Annotated in this window: 13 protein-coding genes; 7 read left to right on the top strand and 6 right to left on the bottom strand. The window is 49.6% G+C overall.

Annotated elements, in window-relative coordinates; all coding sequences use genetic code 11:
• Positions 1-102: 102 nt before the first annotated feature.
• Positions 103-1,221, bottom strand: a complete 1,119-nt coding sequence (locus MKY58_RS03425; protein ID WP_339323468.1) for a DUF3048 domain-containing protein — start codon at positions 1,219-1,221, stop codon at positions 103-105.
• Between the two features lie 283 nt (positions 1,222-1,504).
• Here MKY58_RS03425 and MKY58_RS03420 point away from each other — a divergent pair, with 283 nt between their 5' ends.
• The gene (locus tag MKY58_RS03420; protein WP_036714979.1) at positions 1,505-2,020 is read left to right on the top strand and encodes a DoxX family membrane protein; all 516 of its coding nucleotides are present in this window, start codon (positions 1,505-1,507) and stop codon (positions 2,018-2,020) included.
• A 299-nt stretch (positions 2,021-2,319) separates the two neighbouring features.
• Positions 2,320-2,856 carry a DoxX family protein gene (locus MKY58_RS03415; RefSeq protein ID WP_339323467.1) on the top strand — a complete coding sequence of 179 codons (537 nt, stop codon included), beginning with the start codon at positions 2,320-2,322 and terminating at the stop codon, positions 2,854-2,856.
• 93 nt (positions 2,857-2,949) lie between these two features.
• Here MKY58_RS03415 and MKY58_RS03410 read toward each other — a convergent pair whose 3' ends face one another.
• Complete coding sequence (locus MKY58_RS03410) at positions 2,950-3,729, bottom strand: class III extradiol ring-cleavage dioxygenase (RefSeq protein ID WP_339323466.1); 780 nt, start codon at positions 3,727-3,729, stop codon at positions 2,950-2,952.
• A gap of 156 nt (positions 3,730-3,885) precedes the next feature.
• On the bottom strand, positions 3,886-4,719 hold the full coding sequence (locus tag MKY58_RS03405) for an alpha/beta hydrolase (RefSeq protein WP_212952320.1): 834 nt from the start codon (positions 4,717-4,719) through the stop codon (positions 3,886-3,888).
• A gap of 238 nt (positions 4,720-4,957) precedes the next feature.
• Between MKY58_RS03405 and MKY58_RS03400 the strand changes: the two genes are divergently transcribed.
• The 3 genes from MKY58_RS03400 (at position 4,958) to MKY58_RS03390 (ending at position 6,945) form a co-directional block, all read left to right on the top strand.
• Positions 4,958-5,080, top strand: a complete 123-nt coding sequence (locus MKY58_RS03400) for a hypothetical protein (RefSeq protein ID WP_339323465.1) — start codon at positions 4,958-4,960, stop codon at positions 5,078-5,080.
• 72 nt (positions 5,081-5,152) lie between these two features.
• The gene (locus MKY58_RS03395) at positions 5,153-5,818 is read left to right on the top strand and encodes a DUF1129 family protein (protein WP_339323464.1); all 666 of its coding nucleotides are present in this window, start codon (positions 5,153-5,155) and stop codon (positions 5,816-5,818) included.
• Positions 5,819-5,982: 164 nt separating this feature from the next.
• Positions 5,983-6,945: a hypothetical protein gene (locus MKY58_RS03390; RefSeq protein ID WP_339323463.1), complete on the top strand. Its 963-nt coding sequence runs from the start codon at positions 5,983-5,985 to the stop codon at positions 6,943-6,945.
• Between the two features lie 702 nt (positions 6,946-7,647).
• On the opposite strand, the gene MKY58_RS03385 is transcribed toward MKY58_RS03390, so the two are convergent.
• The 3 genes from MKY58_RS03385 to MKY58_RS03375 all read right to left on the bottom strand — a co-directional run bounded on the left by MKY58_RS03385 (position 7,648) and on the right by MKY58_RS03375 (position 11,430).
• Positions 7,648-7,917, bottom strand: a complete 270-nt coding sequence (locus MKY58_RS03385; protein ID WP_339323462.1) for a hypothetical protein — start codon at positions 7,915-7,917, stop codon at positions 7,648-7,650.
• 80 nt (positions 7,918-7,997) lie between these two features.
• Complete coding sequence (locus MKY58_RS03380; protein ID WP_339325036.1) at positions 7,998-10,073, bottom strand: ATP-binding protein; 2,076 nt, start codon at positions 10,071-10,073, stop codon at positions 7,998-8,000.
• Positions 10,057-11,430, bottom strand: a complete 1,374-nt coding sequence (locus MKY58_RS03375; RefSeq protein ID WP_339323461.1) for an SIR2 family protein — start codon at positions 11,428-11,430, stop codon at positions 10,057-10,059. Before MKY58_RS03375 ends, MKY58_RS03380 begins: the two co-directional genes overlap by 17 nt.
• Positions 11,431-12,419: 989 nt before the next feature.
• On the opposite strand from MKY58_RS03375, the gene MKY58_RS03370 reads away from it, so the two are divergent.
• Complete coding sequence (locus MKY58_RS03370; protein WP_339323460.1) at positions 12,420-13,769, top strand: FAD-dependent oxidoreductase; 1,350 nt, start codon at positions 12,420-12,422, stop codon at positions 13,767-13,769.
• Between the two features lie 429 nt (positions 13,770-14,198).
• Positions 14,199-15,491, top strand: coding sequence for a citrate transporter (locus MKY58_RS03365; RefSeq protein ID WP_339323459.1), 1,293 nt, complete (start codon positions 14,199-14,201; stop codon positions 15,489-15,491).
• Positions 15,492-15,583: the final 92 nt, after the last annotated feature.

Raw genomic sequence — 15,583 nt, 5'->3', positions numbered from 1 at the left:
AATACCCAATCTCCCGTAAAATTATCCAAGCGCTGGATATTACCCCTGCCAGTATTTACATAATGACGTCGAAATTCGTCCCTTTATGCTTTAAACCGGAGCTCACTTTGAACGAAAAATTTCGACATGGCTCCCGAAGGTTGGCGCGTTCGGCACGATGTTGAAATACGTCGTTCCCGGGTACAGCGGCACTTCCTTGCCGTCCTTGACGAACCGGATCGCATCCCCCTTGGCGCGGGCCCAGCGCCCTTGGAGGACTTTGCCCCGCTGCAGCAGCACGGCTTCCCCGCCGGAGACGGTATCCACGGCCAAACGGCCCACGTCGTCGAGGGTCTTGTGGCTGGCGCCGAGAATGATGACGTTGGCCGCGGCCAGCTGCTCTCCCGTGTTCAGGTCGATATGCGGTTTGCCGTTGATGGATCGCTTGTACAGCTTGCTCGATTCGTCGTACCGGTATTCGACCTTGTAGCTTTTCAGCAGGAAGGTTACCTCCGCCCCTGATGCGTCCTCGCCCTCTGGAAGGTCCTCCTCGGTCCGGAACGCATACGCCGGGATATCCGCTTCCTTTTTGTAACCGCGCTTGTCTGCGCCCTTCCGGAGCGTGTCTGCGTCCGAATACAGATTATGCGGAGCTTTGCGCGACTTGTCTCTCCAAAAGTATGCCCCTGCGTTGCCGATTTCATCGAGGTCTTCCTTATGCTGCTTCTGCAAAATGGCATACGCGTCGTTGCTGCCCCCGGCATGCACCAGGACGCCGCCGTAGCTTTCCCCGATGTCGATCAAATACGGGCGGATGCTGCGGACCGGGCCGATTTTTTCGTTCGTGCCCCGGCTTTGGAAAATGCCGATGAGCCGCGTGATGCCGCCTTCGGCCAGCACCTCGTATACGATATCGGCCTGGGACAGCCCCGACTGCGGACGCGCGGCCGGCGCGTTGTTGATCATGACCGCAAGCGGGCGCGCCGAAGCGGGCTTGTCCACGGGCAGCCCCGTCAGCGGCGCGGTGTAGGCGATCTTCTCCGGTTCCTCCGGAACGACTGGTTCGTTCTCGGCTGGTGCCGGCTCCTCCGGCGGCGTCGCTTCTTCCACAACCGGCGCCTGGGGCGCTTCCGCCTTCGGCTGCCCGCATGCGCCAAGCGCCGTCCCCAGCATCATCAGGCAGAGCAGTCCGCTCCCCAGCTTGTACCACCTGCGCGTTTCCCCATGGCCCTGCTTCTTCATCGATGAATGGATCCTCCTTTTCCTCTCTCCGTGCTTCCTTTTTTCACCATTTAAACACAAACGGCAGGCTTTGTCTTTGAAAAACCGAAATTTTTGGCCTTCGCTTTTCGGCTGCTTGGGGGAAATATGGCGATTGTATTATAAATCGTTGATTACGCTACTTGCCGCTGAATGACTGTAACTTATAATTTAAGGATGTTATTCCATTAAATACTAAAAATTAAAGCGGTAAAGGAATGACAAAGAAAGCACCCTGCCATATAAAAATGAAGGAGTGGGAAAATTGTTCAACAATTGGCTGAGAAAAAATCAAATCGCCATGTGTTTGCTGACGGTCGTCCGGATTTATTTGGGCTACACCTGGTTGAAGGGCGGGATCAAAAAGTTGACCGGAGGTTTCGATGCCGGGGGGTTCCTGAAAGGCGCCATCGCCAAAGCGTCGGGCGAACATCCTGCGGTGCAGCACTGGTGGGCGGCTTTTCTGAAACACGGGGCGCTCCCTGGCGTCAAGCTGTTCAACGTCCTGATCCCGCTCGGCGAAACGCTCGTCGGTTTGGGACTTCTGCTGGGCACCTTCGCGACCCTGGCCGCCTTGATGGGCATGGTCATGAACTTTGCCTTCCTCTTCTCGGGCAGCATTAGCGTCAACCCTCAAATGATTCTGCTCGAGATGCTCCTCGTGGCCGCTGCCGCCAATGCCGGACGCATCGGGCTGGATTATTGGATCATGCCTTATCTGCGCACTTTATTCTCCAAGAAGCCAACGCCCTCCGCCTCAACGCCGCACAAAAGCATGTAATGTTTGCAACAGCCAAGCCTATCAAACCTGCATGGATTCTCGTACGGAGCCGGGCCGGATTTCCGTTCGGCTCCGTTTTCGCATGACTGCCTGCCGGAGAGAGGGATTCCCGAAAAAATAAATTTAAATTTTATTTATATTGTGATTTTTATCACATATATTGTGAAAATCATCACATATAATAAAGACATGAAAGAGATGATCATCCTCCAACAAAACAAAGAAGCGAAACACCAAGGCTCAAGCAGACCAAACGCTTCTTCCAAAAAATACGAAACCCCAATAAGGAGTGGTTCAATATGTTCAACAACTGGCTGAGAAACAACAAAGCAGCGATGTGGCTGCTGACGGTCGTCCGGATTTACCTGGGATATACGTGGTTTATGGGCGGGATCGGAAAATTAACCGGCGGATTCGATGCCGAAGGATTCCTCAAAGGCGCCATCGCCAAAGCGGGCGGCGATCATCCCGCCGTGCAGGGCTGGTGGGCCGCCTTCCTGGAACATGGCGCACTGCCCGGCGTGAAGCTGTTCAACTTCCTGATCCCCGTCGGGGAAACGCTGGTCGGACTGGGCCTGATCCTGGGCACCTTCACCACCTTCGCCGCCCTGATGGGCATGGTGATGAACTTCGCCTTCCTCTTCTCGGGCACCGTAAGCACCAACGCCCAAATGCTGCTGCTTGAAATGTTCGTCGTCGTGGCCGCCGCCAATGCCGGACGCATCGGGCTGGACCGCTGGGTGATCCCTTACCTGCGGAACCTCTTCCGCCGGAACGGCGAAGGCAACACGCCATTCCCCCAAGGCGGGATGACGAAAACGAAAGGCGCAGCCTAAAACGGTAAACAAGCGATCCCTCCCCCGCGGGAGAACCCAAAAGAGCCGGACTGAATCTTCAGCCCGGCTCTTGATTTTATTGGTCACGTGTCATTAGGAACCGAACATCCAGCAGTTCAGGCTTAAATTGCCGTACTGGTAGTCCTGGAACAGCCGCTTGGCCTGGCGGTCGTCGTCCGCCGCGCCCATCGCGTAAAACAGCGGTATAAAGTGCTCCACGCCGTAAGACGGCACCGCCTGGCGGACATGGGGGGCTTTTTTGTCGTATTCGAAAAGCTCGCCAAGCTTCCAGCCTTCAAGCTTTTCCGCAACCCAATCATCGAACTCCACCGCCCACTCGTCCGGCGTCTCCGTCTGCCCCAGCATCCGCAAATTGTGCACGAGGCCGCCGCTGCCGATGATCAGTACGTTTTCCTGGCGAAGCTCCTTCAGCATGGCGCCGATCGCGTATTGTTCCGATGGAGAACGTTTGGAGTCGACTGACAGCTCGACAACGGGAATGCCGGCATCCGGATACATTTTCTGCAAAATGACCCATGCGCCATGGTCGAGCCCCCGGCCGGAAACGGACTGATGCGGCAGGTTGCCTGCCTCGAACAGCTCCCGGATCCGTCCGGCAAGCGCCGGGGAACCCGGAGCCGGATAACGCAGCTCGTACATCGCGTCCGGGAAACCGTAAAAGTCATGCATCGTCCCGTTGGTCTCGTCCACGCTTACCGACTGGTCGGCTTCATCCCAATGCGCGGAAAAGACGGCGATGGCTTCCGGCACGGGCAGCTCCCGTCCCAGATTTTCCAAAAAACGCGTGTAGCCGTTATCCTCCAGGGCGAGCATGGGTGAACCGTGCGCTACAAATAGAGATGGTATTGTCATCGATGTCAACCTCCACACGCCAGTATAAGTTGCTACTTATATTTTACCGCGTAGATCAGGATAATTCCAACTTCTGTACACCGTGTCTTTTCCACCTTCTGCCGCCGCGCCGATCCGAACATCCCGTGGGTACGCCCAATCGCTTTTTTCCGAAGCTTAGATCGACCAATGCTGCCAGTCCTGCTGCTGGGAGATTTGCTCGTTCAGCCATTCTTTGGTCCGGTGAATCAGCTGGTTGCAGTGCGGACCTGATGAATACGTATGGTTGCCCTGAAAAATGATTTCCTTGTCGCAGCGCCCCTCGGACCGCATCCAAAACACTTTTTGGTACAAAAACGCATAATCCACCGGGATCGTATCATCCGACGTTCCGTGCACGACCAGCACGTTGCCGCTGAATTTGACCGCTTCCTGGAAAGGCTGGAACATGCCCAGCGAGTCGAAAAAGGCCGGCGTCAGCCCGAAGCCGAGATAATCCGCGCTGCCTTCCTTTACCGCTTGGTCGTATACGTCCCGGCCGGTGATTTTCACGATGTCGCTCAGCGGGTAACCGACCGCCGACCACAGCACCAAATTTTTGACCCTGCGGTCGCGCACCGCCGTCAGGATCGCCACCGCCCCGCCGAGGCTGTGCCCGATCAAAGTGACCTGCGACGGATCGACGTTCCCGCATTCCAGCGCGTAATCGAGCACCGTCCGCGTTTGGGCGATCATCGATTCGAGCCCCTCTTTGCCGTACGAACCGGTGCTTTCCCCGCATCCCGCAAAATCGAAGCGCAGCACCATATACCCGGCACCTGCCAACTCGCGCGCGGTTTTCACGAACAAACGGTCCACCCCGATCCGGCTGCCGACGAATCCGTGGCATATGACGACGAGCGGAACCCGCTCCCCTTTAGGTCCGTTTTTCCCTTCCGGCTGCGCCGCCGGATAATGCAAGCTTGCGGTCAGCTCTTCCTGCCCGTAACGAATGCCGATTTGTCTTTCCATCGCTTCACTCCCCTTTAATTCCGATCGACCTATGACTGAAAAACGAAGATATGAGGTCTTTCTATTCTTTAACTTATAATTCCGATAAGTTTAATATGTTTTAGATACGTCCATATTAGCACCGCTTGTTCGGCTGTGTCAAATAGATCGTTTTTATGGAAGCGGGCGTCGTGGTATGGAACCGGGCAGCTTGACAGAAACTAGGTTCAAAACCGAATGCAGAAAGGGACGTGTCGTTATGTGGCAGCAATGTCTAGCTCATATTCGCGAGCATCCGCTGTCCTGGGTGCTGGTCGTATGCGTCATCGCGGCCGTCATATACGTGTTTGTCCATCGCGAGCAGCTTTTTCATCTCGAATGAAGACCCCTGCTCCGATCGGACTTGAATCCGGCAATTCCAGTTCCTATACTTGATGTATACGGAGGAACGGACATGACAACTAGAGAAATGGTACAAGAAAACAACCGTCTGCGGGAGCAAATGACGCCGGCGAACAGGGATTTTTACGAAGATATCGTCGTTTATGTAAGAGACAGCCGGGCGGACCGTCAACGGGGCGAGCAGCGGCTGCTGGATCTGGCCCAGGAGGTGCTGGAAGCCCAGCAAAAAGGAATTCCGGCATCCACGCTGTTTGGCGGCGATGCGGAGGCCTTTGCACAATCTGTGGTCGAAACGCTGCCGCAGGTCCGAAAGCTCGAAGGTCCCGCCTACTATCTCATGATCGCGTGGACCGGCTTAACGATTTTGTTTCTGGCGGAGGCCGTCATCGGTTTCGGCGCGCAGCTTGCCGGGCATGGCGGGGATCAGCTTAACCGCATCAGCCTGCTGGCCGTCATCCTGGTCGCCGCAGGTTCAATCGCGCTGACGGAAATCATCATGAGTTCGCTGGGCAAAACGGCGGATGCCGGTCCGCAAAAGCCGGGAATCAACCTGAAGGCGATCGGCATTTATTTGGTCATCATGGTCGTCGTGATGGTCGCCGGATTTTCGCTGCGCGGCGTGCTGCCGGTATGGACGGTACCGCCTTGGGTCAGCCTGATCCTGTGCGTTATCGGCTTTCTCGGGCTCCGGTTTATCTTTTTGCGCAAAACAAAATAAACAACTCCCCAAAAACATCTTTGGATTGAACCAGCGTCGCAAGTTCGGTCAAAGATGTTTTTTATGTTTATGCTAAAAAGTTTACAAGTCCGAAACAAGCGGACGCGATCATGAAACAAGACGCGGGTAATATGGGAGTAACGAAACCTTGGAGGTGCTTTTACATGAAAAAATGGACCAAATCCGCAGCCGCGGCCGCGGCTTTAATCGCCGCCATCAGTTTGCAAACCGGCGCCCCCGCCGTTCATGCAGCCGAAGCCGCGTCAAAAACCGCCCCTGCAGGCGGGCCGACAACGGCACCTGCTGCCGCTTCCGCCAAAACGGCGCATGCCAATGCGGTGTTCAACCAAATGATGAGATTGCTCAAATCTCCTTCCAAACAAGCCGAGGCCGTCGCTTACATGGAAAAAAACATCTATCAAGTGACGCCTTGGCAGGCCACCATCATGGTGCTGAAGCTCGAAAATGCCGAAAAGGCGAACCTCGACGCTTGGAATGACAAATTTTACAGGGACAACGTGCAGCAAAAGCTCATCAAGCTGATGAAGCAGGGCGACGACCTGACTTCCCTGATCAGCAAAACAAACGATAAAAGCTTGAAGACCTTGTTCGCAGGGGCGCGCGACAGCGGCTACCGCATCGATACGGCCGAGGGCATGTTCTATCTCGTGCTCGATTACCCGCGCCTGCAAAAAGTACGCCCCTACGTCACCAACGACATCAAAAGCTATATCGACATCATGACGGCCGAAACGAAAGCCCCGTTCGCGCGCGATGCCGCTTTGTCGGTCGGCTGGACGGAAGCAACGAAACGTGCTTTATCGGATGAGGCGTTTCTGAAGTCCTACCCGACATCCAACCGGGCGACGCAAGTCAAATCGCTGTATAACCTGTACCTGGGCGTTTCCATGTACGGCCTCAACAACACGCCGATGTTCGACTATGACACCAAAAAGGTCGATCCCGAGGGAAAAGCGGCCTTGCAGGCAGCCGTTCAAAAAGGGGACCCGTCCAAGAGCGCTTACCTGAAAAAGATCAAAGGATTCCTGGAAGTACTCGAGAAAAATCACGATATGTTGACGCCGGAGGTTGAGGAATATCGGAAAGCGGCGACGGGGAATTGGTAAATCCTGAAAAAGATCAGCCGATAGTGCAAATTTTCCACTTCACTTATTTTTCAAATTATACAAAGAAGCCGGGTGTCGAAACACCCGGCTGAACAAACTTGGATGGGACTAAAGAACGACCTTCAGTGCTAACCTTGCGGTGGGTTCTAAGTTTGACTACCTTTTCTGCCTCTCGCATTTCACATAGCATGGTTAATTTTTAGAGAGGAATGTCCCTTAAGAACGGGAGGGGGCCCGCCTGAGGGGACAAAAGAGCTACTAAAATGCGAAGACAATAGCATTGTTTACCATACAGGGCAAGAACAAATTGCAATTGAGCTGAGAAGGCATCCATCCTGTAGGAGCCGATATCATTCAACTTGAGATGATCATTGATCCGCATCAGATAGAAATCCATCTGGCTTCTAAACTATATTAAAATAGGACATGAATTCACTCACGTCCCTTTTAATTCGATTATATCTATGAGTCATATATTTATTCCATTATTATATCGCTTCCACAAACAACTCCTGCGATAGAACCTTGTAATTGCTGTCTTCAAAGATTCACTTACCAGCAATCATTGTCATAACTTTTTGAAGTTCATTTCAATTGTTCTGAATGGCCAAAAATTACTTATTGTTATTTTTCTAGCATAAGACCTCCTTCTTGCAGAACAAGAAATTCCATCCTACGTTGAGCTTGGCTCCGCCTAAAAAATCACTTGCAATTTAACTTATAAAGACTTTGGTTGACTACGCTAATCCAGTGCTCCTTTTCCTTCACTTGTCCCGAAGCTGCTTTTGTATACGCAATAAGTTCAGCAAAAATATTTTTCTGTGGAGCTTCTATGCTTAATGTTTCTTTCATAAATTCTAAGCGTCTAATAAATGGAGCAGCAGCTTCTTTATTAATCGCCATAATTGCCTTATTGACAAGTCCTTCAATTTCCCCTAATTCTTCATCAGTAAGTTTTCTTTTACTCTCCATCCTTCTGCCCTCCTCAAGTCAATTTTGAGTTAAAAGCAAAGTTCTAACGTCGCTTTACAGATTTTGCAATTTACTTTTTATTATTCAACCTGCCATTCTCTGGCTATGGCTTTCCAGTCGACTTCTCGTTCCACTTTCCTTGTCCACACATCCCAAAAATCAGGATCAGAGGAATGCGGCCGTTCTTCCTCTTTTAATTGTTTCATTTCAACTAGAATCGGAATTGAAGATGCTGCCCCGATCAATAAAGCCTTTCCTGTTGGAAGTACAGGCAGTTCACTTAGCATTTCTCCCAAATTATCAGGAACCAAACGTTTGACTAATTCTTGATCCCGATCGTTTACTATACGGTGCAGCAGGAAGGTATTGCATTGTGACAATACTGTTGGAGATAACTCAGATGGTCTCTGAGAAGATATCATTAGTCCAAGGCCAAACTTTCTCCCTTCGCGGGCAATTCTCTCGAAAGTCTGCGTGCACATAGATGCTGGCGATAATTCTTCCGAATTTTGTACATACCGACTGAGAAAATGATGAGCTTCTTCTAATACCATGACTGTTGGCAACGGTTTTCCATTTTTCCTTCGATATCTTTGTAAAGACTCAAAAATAATCCGTGACATTACAGCAACGATTAGATGTATTATTTCTGATGGGACAAGTGATAAGTCAATGACCACGGCTCCGCTTCCTTGACCATCCCCAATATATGTCTCTAACCATTCAGATAAAGTCATTTCGCTCTTGTTATTAATAATAGAAGACATTTTAATGTCAGCTATCATCGTTTGAATACGCATAATTAAATAGTCTACATACTGTATGGCGTTTTGTTCTTTAGATATTTGAGCAATTTGGGCGGTTAATTGATTGAGATCAAACTCAACTGGCGTATCCTCATTAGGTCCTTCATATTCCACCTCACCTCCCCATGAATCTAGGACTTCCTGCATATTTGCAACTAAATTGTCAAAGTCAGCCCTCGAGATACTCTCAAAATATTGTATCGTTTCCTCATCTCTAACAAATGACTTAGAATACTTATTAATTATGTCCTCAATCATTCGAAGAATTTTCCCTAGTCCAGCAACAACCTCAGAAAGGTGATCATATAGAGTTATCATATGCTCAAAATCACCCTTAAACATAACAAGCCTTTTCCCGAATGCTGTACGCTCATTCTTATCGGACAAAATATCATAGCCTCTGGCAACATGAGTTTTAAGCGCTAAATGGTAGCTCGTCAAATCTATTCTTGCTTTGAAGATATCATTTGAAATAGTACCGCCATTTCGTAATTCTCTCAATGCACGCCTTAGTATTGGTCGTTGCATTTTTCCACTGGCTTGTGCAATCGAACTCCATTCATAGCTATTCCACATCCAGGCTGGTACTTGAAGTTGAGTACTTTCATGAATCAAATCCTCACCTATATTTACCCTAAATTTCTTTGGTTCCCCTAAAGTATCAAAAGTTTTAGAGTATTCTCCATTTGGATCAAAAACAATAAAACGCGCATTTAGTGCCCCTGATTTTTTATTGTTGATTTTAGCAGTCTCAATTGACCAACGAACCAATCCAGCCACTGAGCAGGATTTTCCGCTCCCTGTGTTCCCTAAAACAGCAACATGTCTACCAAATAGTGTATCTGGGTTTATCTTAACGGGAACATTGCCTGCTATTGGGGCTGTGCCAATAATAACATTCGCGTTCCTTTCTCTATTTTCAACAATAGCCTCCATTTCCTCATTTGTAGGAATAGAAACAGCATCCCCAACAGAAGGAAATTGATAGACACCTCGTTCGAATTCAAAAGTTCCATCTCGTTTTGTTTTTAAAGTTCCAAGTAAATTAACTTGCATTTTCCTTTGGGGAAATGGAAGGTCGATTAAATCAAAATCTTTTAATCCTGTTCTTTTGGGATAAAGCGAATTTTCAACGCCAATCCAAGATATCATTCCGACTATAGCCCCGACTTCATTAGGAACAAGTACAAATCCGTTTATTTTAGGAAAAGATACTGGAAAACCAGCATTAAAAGCTGTGTTTACTGGTGTATTGAATTCTAATTTCACTCTAATTGTTGATGGACTGACAAATTCGACAGTACCAATTGTGAGATCTCGAAGATAATCAAAATCAGGAATCCCATTCATCAAATCTACCTTCTCCACTTTTGTTTTGAGGTTCTTTATCTCCTCGACGTTCCTTCAATTCATGCGCTTTTACAGAAATCTTGTCTATTGCAGCTTTTGGCAGATAACAATCAACCAGGTTCTTTAAATCACTAAAATGGCTTCCAATTAATAAAGTAATCTGCGCAGGGTTATGCTTTTCATAGAAACGTTTTATCCGCTTCGCGCTATCTTCATATGCAATGATAACTAAGTGAGTTGAAGGGAGTGTTAACATGTCCTCAATGATCCGATTTATATGGGAATCACCAAAACTGTAGCCATAAACAACAAGTGCAGAGTTAGGGCGACAAAGCGCTGCAGAAAAATCTCGAAACATGTCCGCATATGGAAAAAAATCAGTTTCAATATCCTTAGAAGAGTTAGGGTAAATAACTACAGCTTCTGTTGATTCATTCATAAAGCTTGAAGCTCCAAATTGTAATGGTTCTCTTACAATCTTTTTTCCCTGAAACTTCCAGTCGATTGAACCGTGCATTTTTGTTAATCGTGCTACGCCTTCAACATAGCGAGGTTCTCCTCTAATACCTGGTGGATTGTAGTGATAATCTAATTCAAGTTTAGTCGAACGCATAATCGGAGAAATTTTCCCTATAAAGCGATCCAACAATAATATACCTGCCATATCACATGCGTACTCAATAAATCGATCGTAATTCGTAGTGAAGATGTTAAGGCGATCTCTGCTGGCAGTCCGACTGGCGAAACTTGTAAGGAATGACTTTAGATAGCTTAACGCTTCTTCCGCCTTCTTTTGATAATCTAGTTTTTTTTGTTCTGCCTTACTCCCGTACTCCACATCAAACATCATCTCTATATCAAATTTTTGAAAGTCGGCTTCCAGTGCTTTTTTAAATTGTTCCTCAGTTTTTAAGATTGCTGAAATAAATTCAGATAATGCTGTCTCTATACTTGTCTTTAGTTGCAGGGCATCCACTTCATGGCCGGCGATTTGCAAACCAGCTAATAATTCAAAGGCAGTTCTCAAATCATCTTCCAAGTTAGCTTTGCCTCTATCGCTTTTAGTAGCCTTAATATCTGCGTAAGTCTTTATACGTTCTTTATATGCTCCATCAAAATCAATCCTCCACATCCCTTGGGAGGGTAGGGATGCTATAGAAGTAACTGCGGTCGTTAACCCTGCGCCCAGCAAAACAGACAGATGTTCACTTTGAAAAATCGCTGACAACCATGGTTCTATTTGTTTCCTTACCTCCTCCTCCACAATCTCATCCTTAACATCATATGTAGAAATAGATCTATTAATCTTCATTATGTGTTCGTGATCCCAATTTATTGTATTTTTTAAATTCTCCATAATCCTAATTCCTCCATCAGCTGAAATCAGTTCTACTTTTCTACCAGCTCACTGTTGACATATACAATTTCAGTAAATTCTAGGCATGTCTCTATGGCGAATCTTTCCGATATTTAATATTGCGGATATCGTAATTTTATTAAAAGTAATTGATTACACGACACTATTTTATCAAAATAGTCAAATTTTACCTAGGTATACATTCCCATAATACGGAATAATTTGACGAACAATGTATATCTCCCCTCCTAAAATAAATAAACTCCTGCTGATATTAACAGCAGGAGTGAGTTTTCACGGATATTTGACTCACATCGCGGCGAGTAGTAACATCCTCCTAAATCAATTCTTTTTATTACTTACCCTCTAAAACCCTTCCCACCATCAAACACCTCTACCATCACCAAAGCCCCCACCCTAAACCCTTGAACAAAAGAAGCCCTTGCTAGTATGCCGTTAGACTCCCCATTTAAATCCAGAATTTCCTCAATGGCTGCGAAATCACTCTCCGAAAGTCTCTCTTTGGCTTCTCTATCAATTACGTAATTTTTCTATTCATAGAACGATATTCAGGATCTGCGGGAACAATCTGCTCTTCAAGATTCAGGTTACCGTAATATAATTCTTCTACTACATTCTTCATTTGCTCCCTCACGGGTATTTATAAAAATAGGGAATTGGAAACTGTATAACTCCACTCACCCCGCTCAGTTTACCCTAGACTCCACCGCCAAATAGAATTCTATGCGATATCCGCATATTGCTTTTTTAAGTACAAAAAAGTAGCCCCCTCGGGAATTTCTCCTCTTTTACATGCGTACGCTCCCTCGATTTTGAGGGAAATGTAAACATCTAAAACTCCCGCAAACTATTTACAACATTTCCGCATATTTAGAAAATAATTTTCTAAAAGCGTTTACAAAACGGATTAATTTTGTTAGCCTAAAGGCAATCCAAAGAATACCATCTTGATGAAAGAGGGGTTAGACATGCAGCAATATGACGTAGTCGTGATGGGCGGCGGCATCTCGGGATCCATGGCGGCCATCGCCGCGTCCAAAACGGGAGCCAAGACGCTGATTGTCGAATCGCACGGGTTTTTGGGCGGTACGCTGACGGCGAACGGCGTCGGCCCGATGATGACGTTCCATGCCGGCGACAAGCTGGCCATCCAGGGTTTTACGAACGAGCTGATCGAGCGGCTGAAGCGGTTGGGCAAATCCCCGGGGCATATTTTCGATACGGTGGGTTTCACCTACTCCGTTACCCCGTTTGACGCCGAAGCGATGAAACATGAACTAGAGCTGATGGTGACGGAAGCTGGCGGCGAAATCTTGTATCACACGATGCTGGCCGGCGTCGAGACGGAAAACGGGCGCATTACCGGCATCAAGGTTTGCAATAAATCCGGGCTCAGCGACATACACGCTTCCGTTTTCATCGACGCGACGGGAGACGGCGACCTCTCCGCCGGGGCCGGCGCGGAATACACGAAAGGCCGCGAATCCGACGGCGCAACGCAGCCGATGACCTTAAAAATGAAAATGTACAATGTCGACATTCCCAAGGTGAAGGAATACATTCACAGCCATCCGGAGGACTTTCCGCTGTACAACGGGGACACCTCCATCATCGAAAAAGCGCCGCGCCTGTCGGTCGGCGGTTTCGACAGCCTCTTCAAAAAAGCGAAGGAACGCGGCGAAATCTCCATCCCGCGCGAAAACATCCTCTTCTTCGAGACGAACAACCCCGGCGAAGTCATTCTCAACACGACCCGCATCATCGGCCATGACGCCACCGATGCGCTCAGCCTGAGCCGCGCCGAGATGGAAGGCCGCAAGCAGTGCCGGGAGCTGGAGCTGTTCGTGCGCAAATATATCCCGGGCTTCGAGCATGCCGTCGTCGAATCGACGGGTCCAAACATCGGCGTCCGCGGCTCGCGCCAAATCAAGGGCGTGTACATGCTGACGGCCGACGATATTTTGCAGCAGCGCAAGTTCGACGACACAATCGCCCATTCGGGGTACCCGATCGATATCCACAGCCCTGACGGCGAGGGTACGAAACATCAGAAGCTGGAATGGGGCGGCATGTACAGCATCCCTTACTCCTGCATGATCACGAGTTCGGTGAAAAATCTGATCGTCATCGGCCGCTGCATCTCGGCCACCTTCGAGGCGCAGGCCGCCATGAGAACGACGCCGACGACGGGCGCCATCGGCCACGGCGGCGGCGTTGCCGCAGCGCTTGCGGCGCTGGAGGGTAAAAATGTACAGGACATCGACATCAAGAAGGTGCAAACCATTTTAAAAGAGCAAGGGGCTTACCTGGAAGTTTAAAAGTTGTACTAAAGAGAGGGCTCACAGTCATATTTAGTTCTTAAAAAGCAAAGGTAGCGTGAGGGGACGAAATCGATTCTTACGAAGCTAAAAGCTTTTTGCAAAAAAGCTACTTCGGAAGCATATGCCGCGTTCGCCTAAAAGCTTTCCGAAGGAAGCTATACAAGTTGAAGTAAAGAAAATGAAAGGGCTGGGCAACGAGGAGGAAATGATTCTGCAGAAACGGAGTGGTCGCCTAAAAGCTTTCCTACGGAAAGCTAGCATCGGAAGCATATGCTTGCGAGCGGATTTCTACCATAGATTAGGTTCAAATCATAGAAATCCGGGAGCAACAGCGACCTTTAAGAACATTTCACCCGGCTGCCTCCTTCCGTTCATAAGCATTGGTTCAACTTGTATAAATCACCCATTTTGAGAGGGGAAATTTGGATGACAACGGCAATGTGGTTTCAAGCAATCGGTATTCTGCTCGTCTTTTTGGTGTTCGTCGGACTCATGATGGCGCGCAAGCTGCCGACCATTCTGGCGCTGCCCTGCATGGCGATCCTGTTCGCCGTCATCGTCGGCGTGCCTTGGGTTTCGGGCAATCCGGACACCGTCACCATCGCCAAAACCGTTCTGGCCGGCGGCTCCATGAAGCTGTCCGGCGCCATCGCCGGCCTCGTGTTCGGCGCCTGGTTCGGCCAAATCCTGAACAAGGTCGGCATTACCAAAGCGATTATCCGCAAGGCGGCCGAGCTGGCCGGAGACAAACCCGTACTTATAGCTATTCTGTTTTTTATTACCGCATCCATCATTTTTTCCGCCGCCGGCGGGCTCGGCATGGTCATCCTCGTCGGTACCATCGTCATTCCGATCATGCTCACGGCAGGCATCTCGCAATTCGTCGCCTCCATCGTCGTCCTGCTGGCCGTCGGGGTGGGCTCCCTCTTCAACGTTTCCAACTGGGCCGTCTACGTGGATGTGCTTGGGCTTTCGGTCGATAAAATCGCCAATTATACGTTGGTGGTCGCCCTCCCGCTGATCGTCATTTCGCTCATCATGATCGTCTTCTACGTGCAAAAGGACGGCAAAGGCCGCAAAGCCTGGTCGATGCCTGCCGCCACCCCCGGAGACAACAATAAGGTGCCCGCGTTTGCGCTGATCAGCCCGCTCGTGCCGGTCATTCTCGTCTTCATCTTCAAGATCGACATCGTCCCGGCCGTCATCGTCGGCGCGATCGTCACCCTGCTGCTCACGTGGCCCAAACGTCCGATCCACATCCTCTCCAGCGCATTGGTCGAAGGCATCCAGGACGTCGCCGGCGCGATGGCGCTGATGATCGGGATCGGCATCCTGCTCAGCTCCGTCATGTCTCCGCAGGTATCGGCCGTCATTTCGCCGCTGATCGAAACCGTGCTGCCGGGCAGCCCGCTGACGTACATCCTGTTCTTTACGATTTTGTCGCCGCTGGCGATTTACCGCGGGCCGCTGAACGTGTGGGGACTCGGCAGCGGCATCGCCGCCCTCTTCGTGACGGCGGGCATGTCGCCGGTCGCGGCCATGCTTGCCCTGCGCGCGGTCAGCAACGTGCAGTCCGTTTCCGACCCGACCAACTCCCATAACGTGTGGGTCGCCGATTTTACGAAAAGCGACATCAACGAAATTTTGAAAAAGACGCTGCCTTGGACGATGGCGTCCGTGCTGATCTCGGTGATCATCGGATCGTTTATGGTGTTTTAACCGGGGTTAACTGGCACCTGTACCGGTGCTTCCCGACATCGACAAAACCGGGCGAAGGGCTCCGCAAAAGGTTCTTTGCCCGTCATCTCAGG

Source organism: Paenibacillus sp. FSL W8-0194, from assembly GCF_037969745.1.
Lineage (GTDB): Bacteria > Bacillota > Bacilli > Paenibacillales > Paenibacillaceae > Paenibacillus_AQ > Paenibacillus_AQ cookii.
This window is presented reverse-complemented; position numbering and strand designations above follow the sequence as displayed.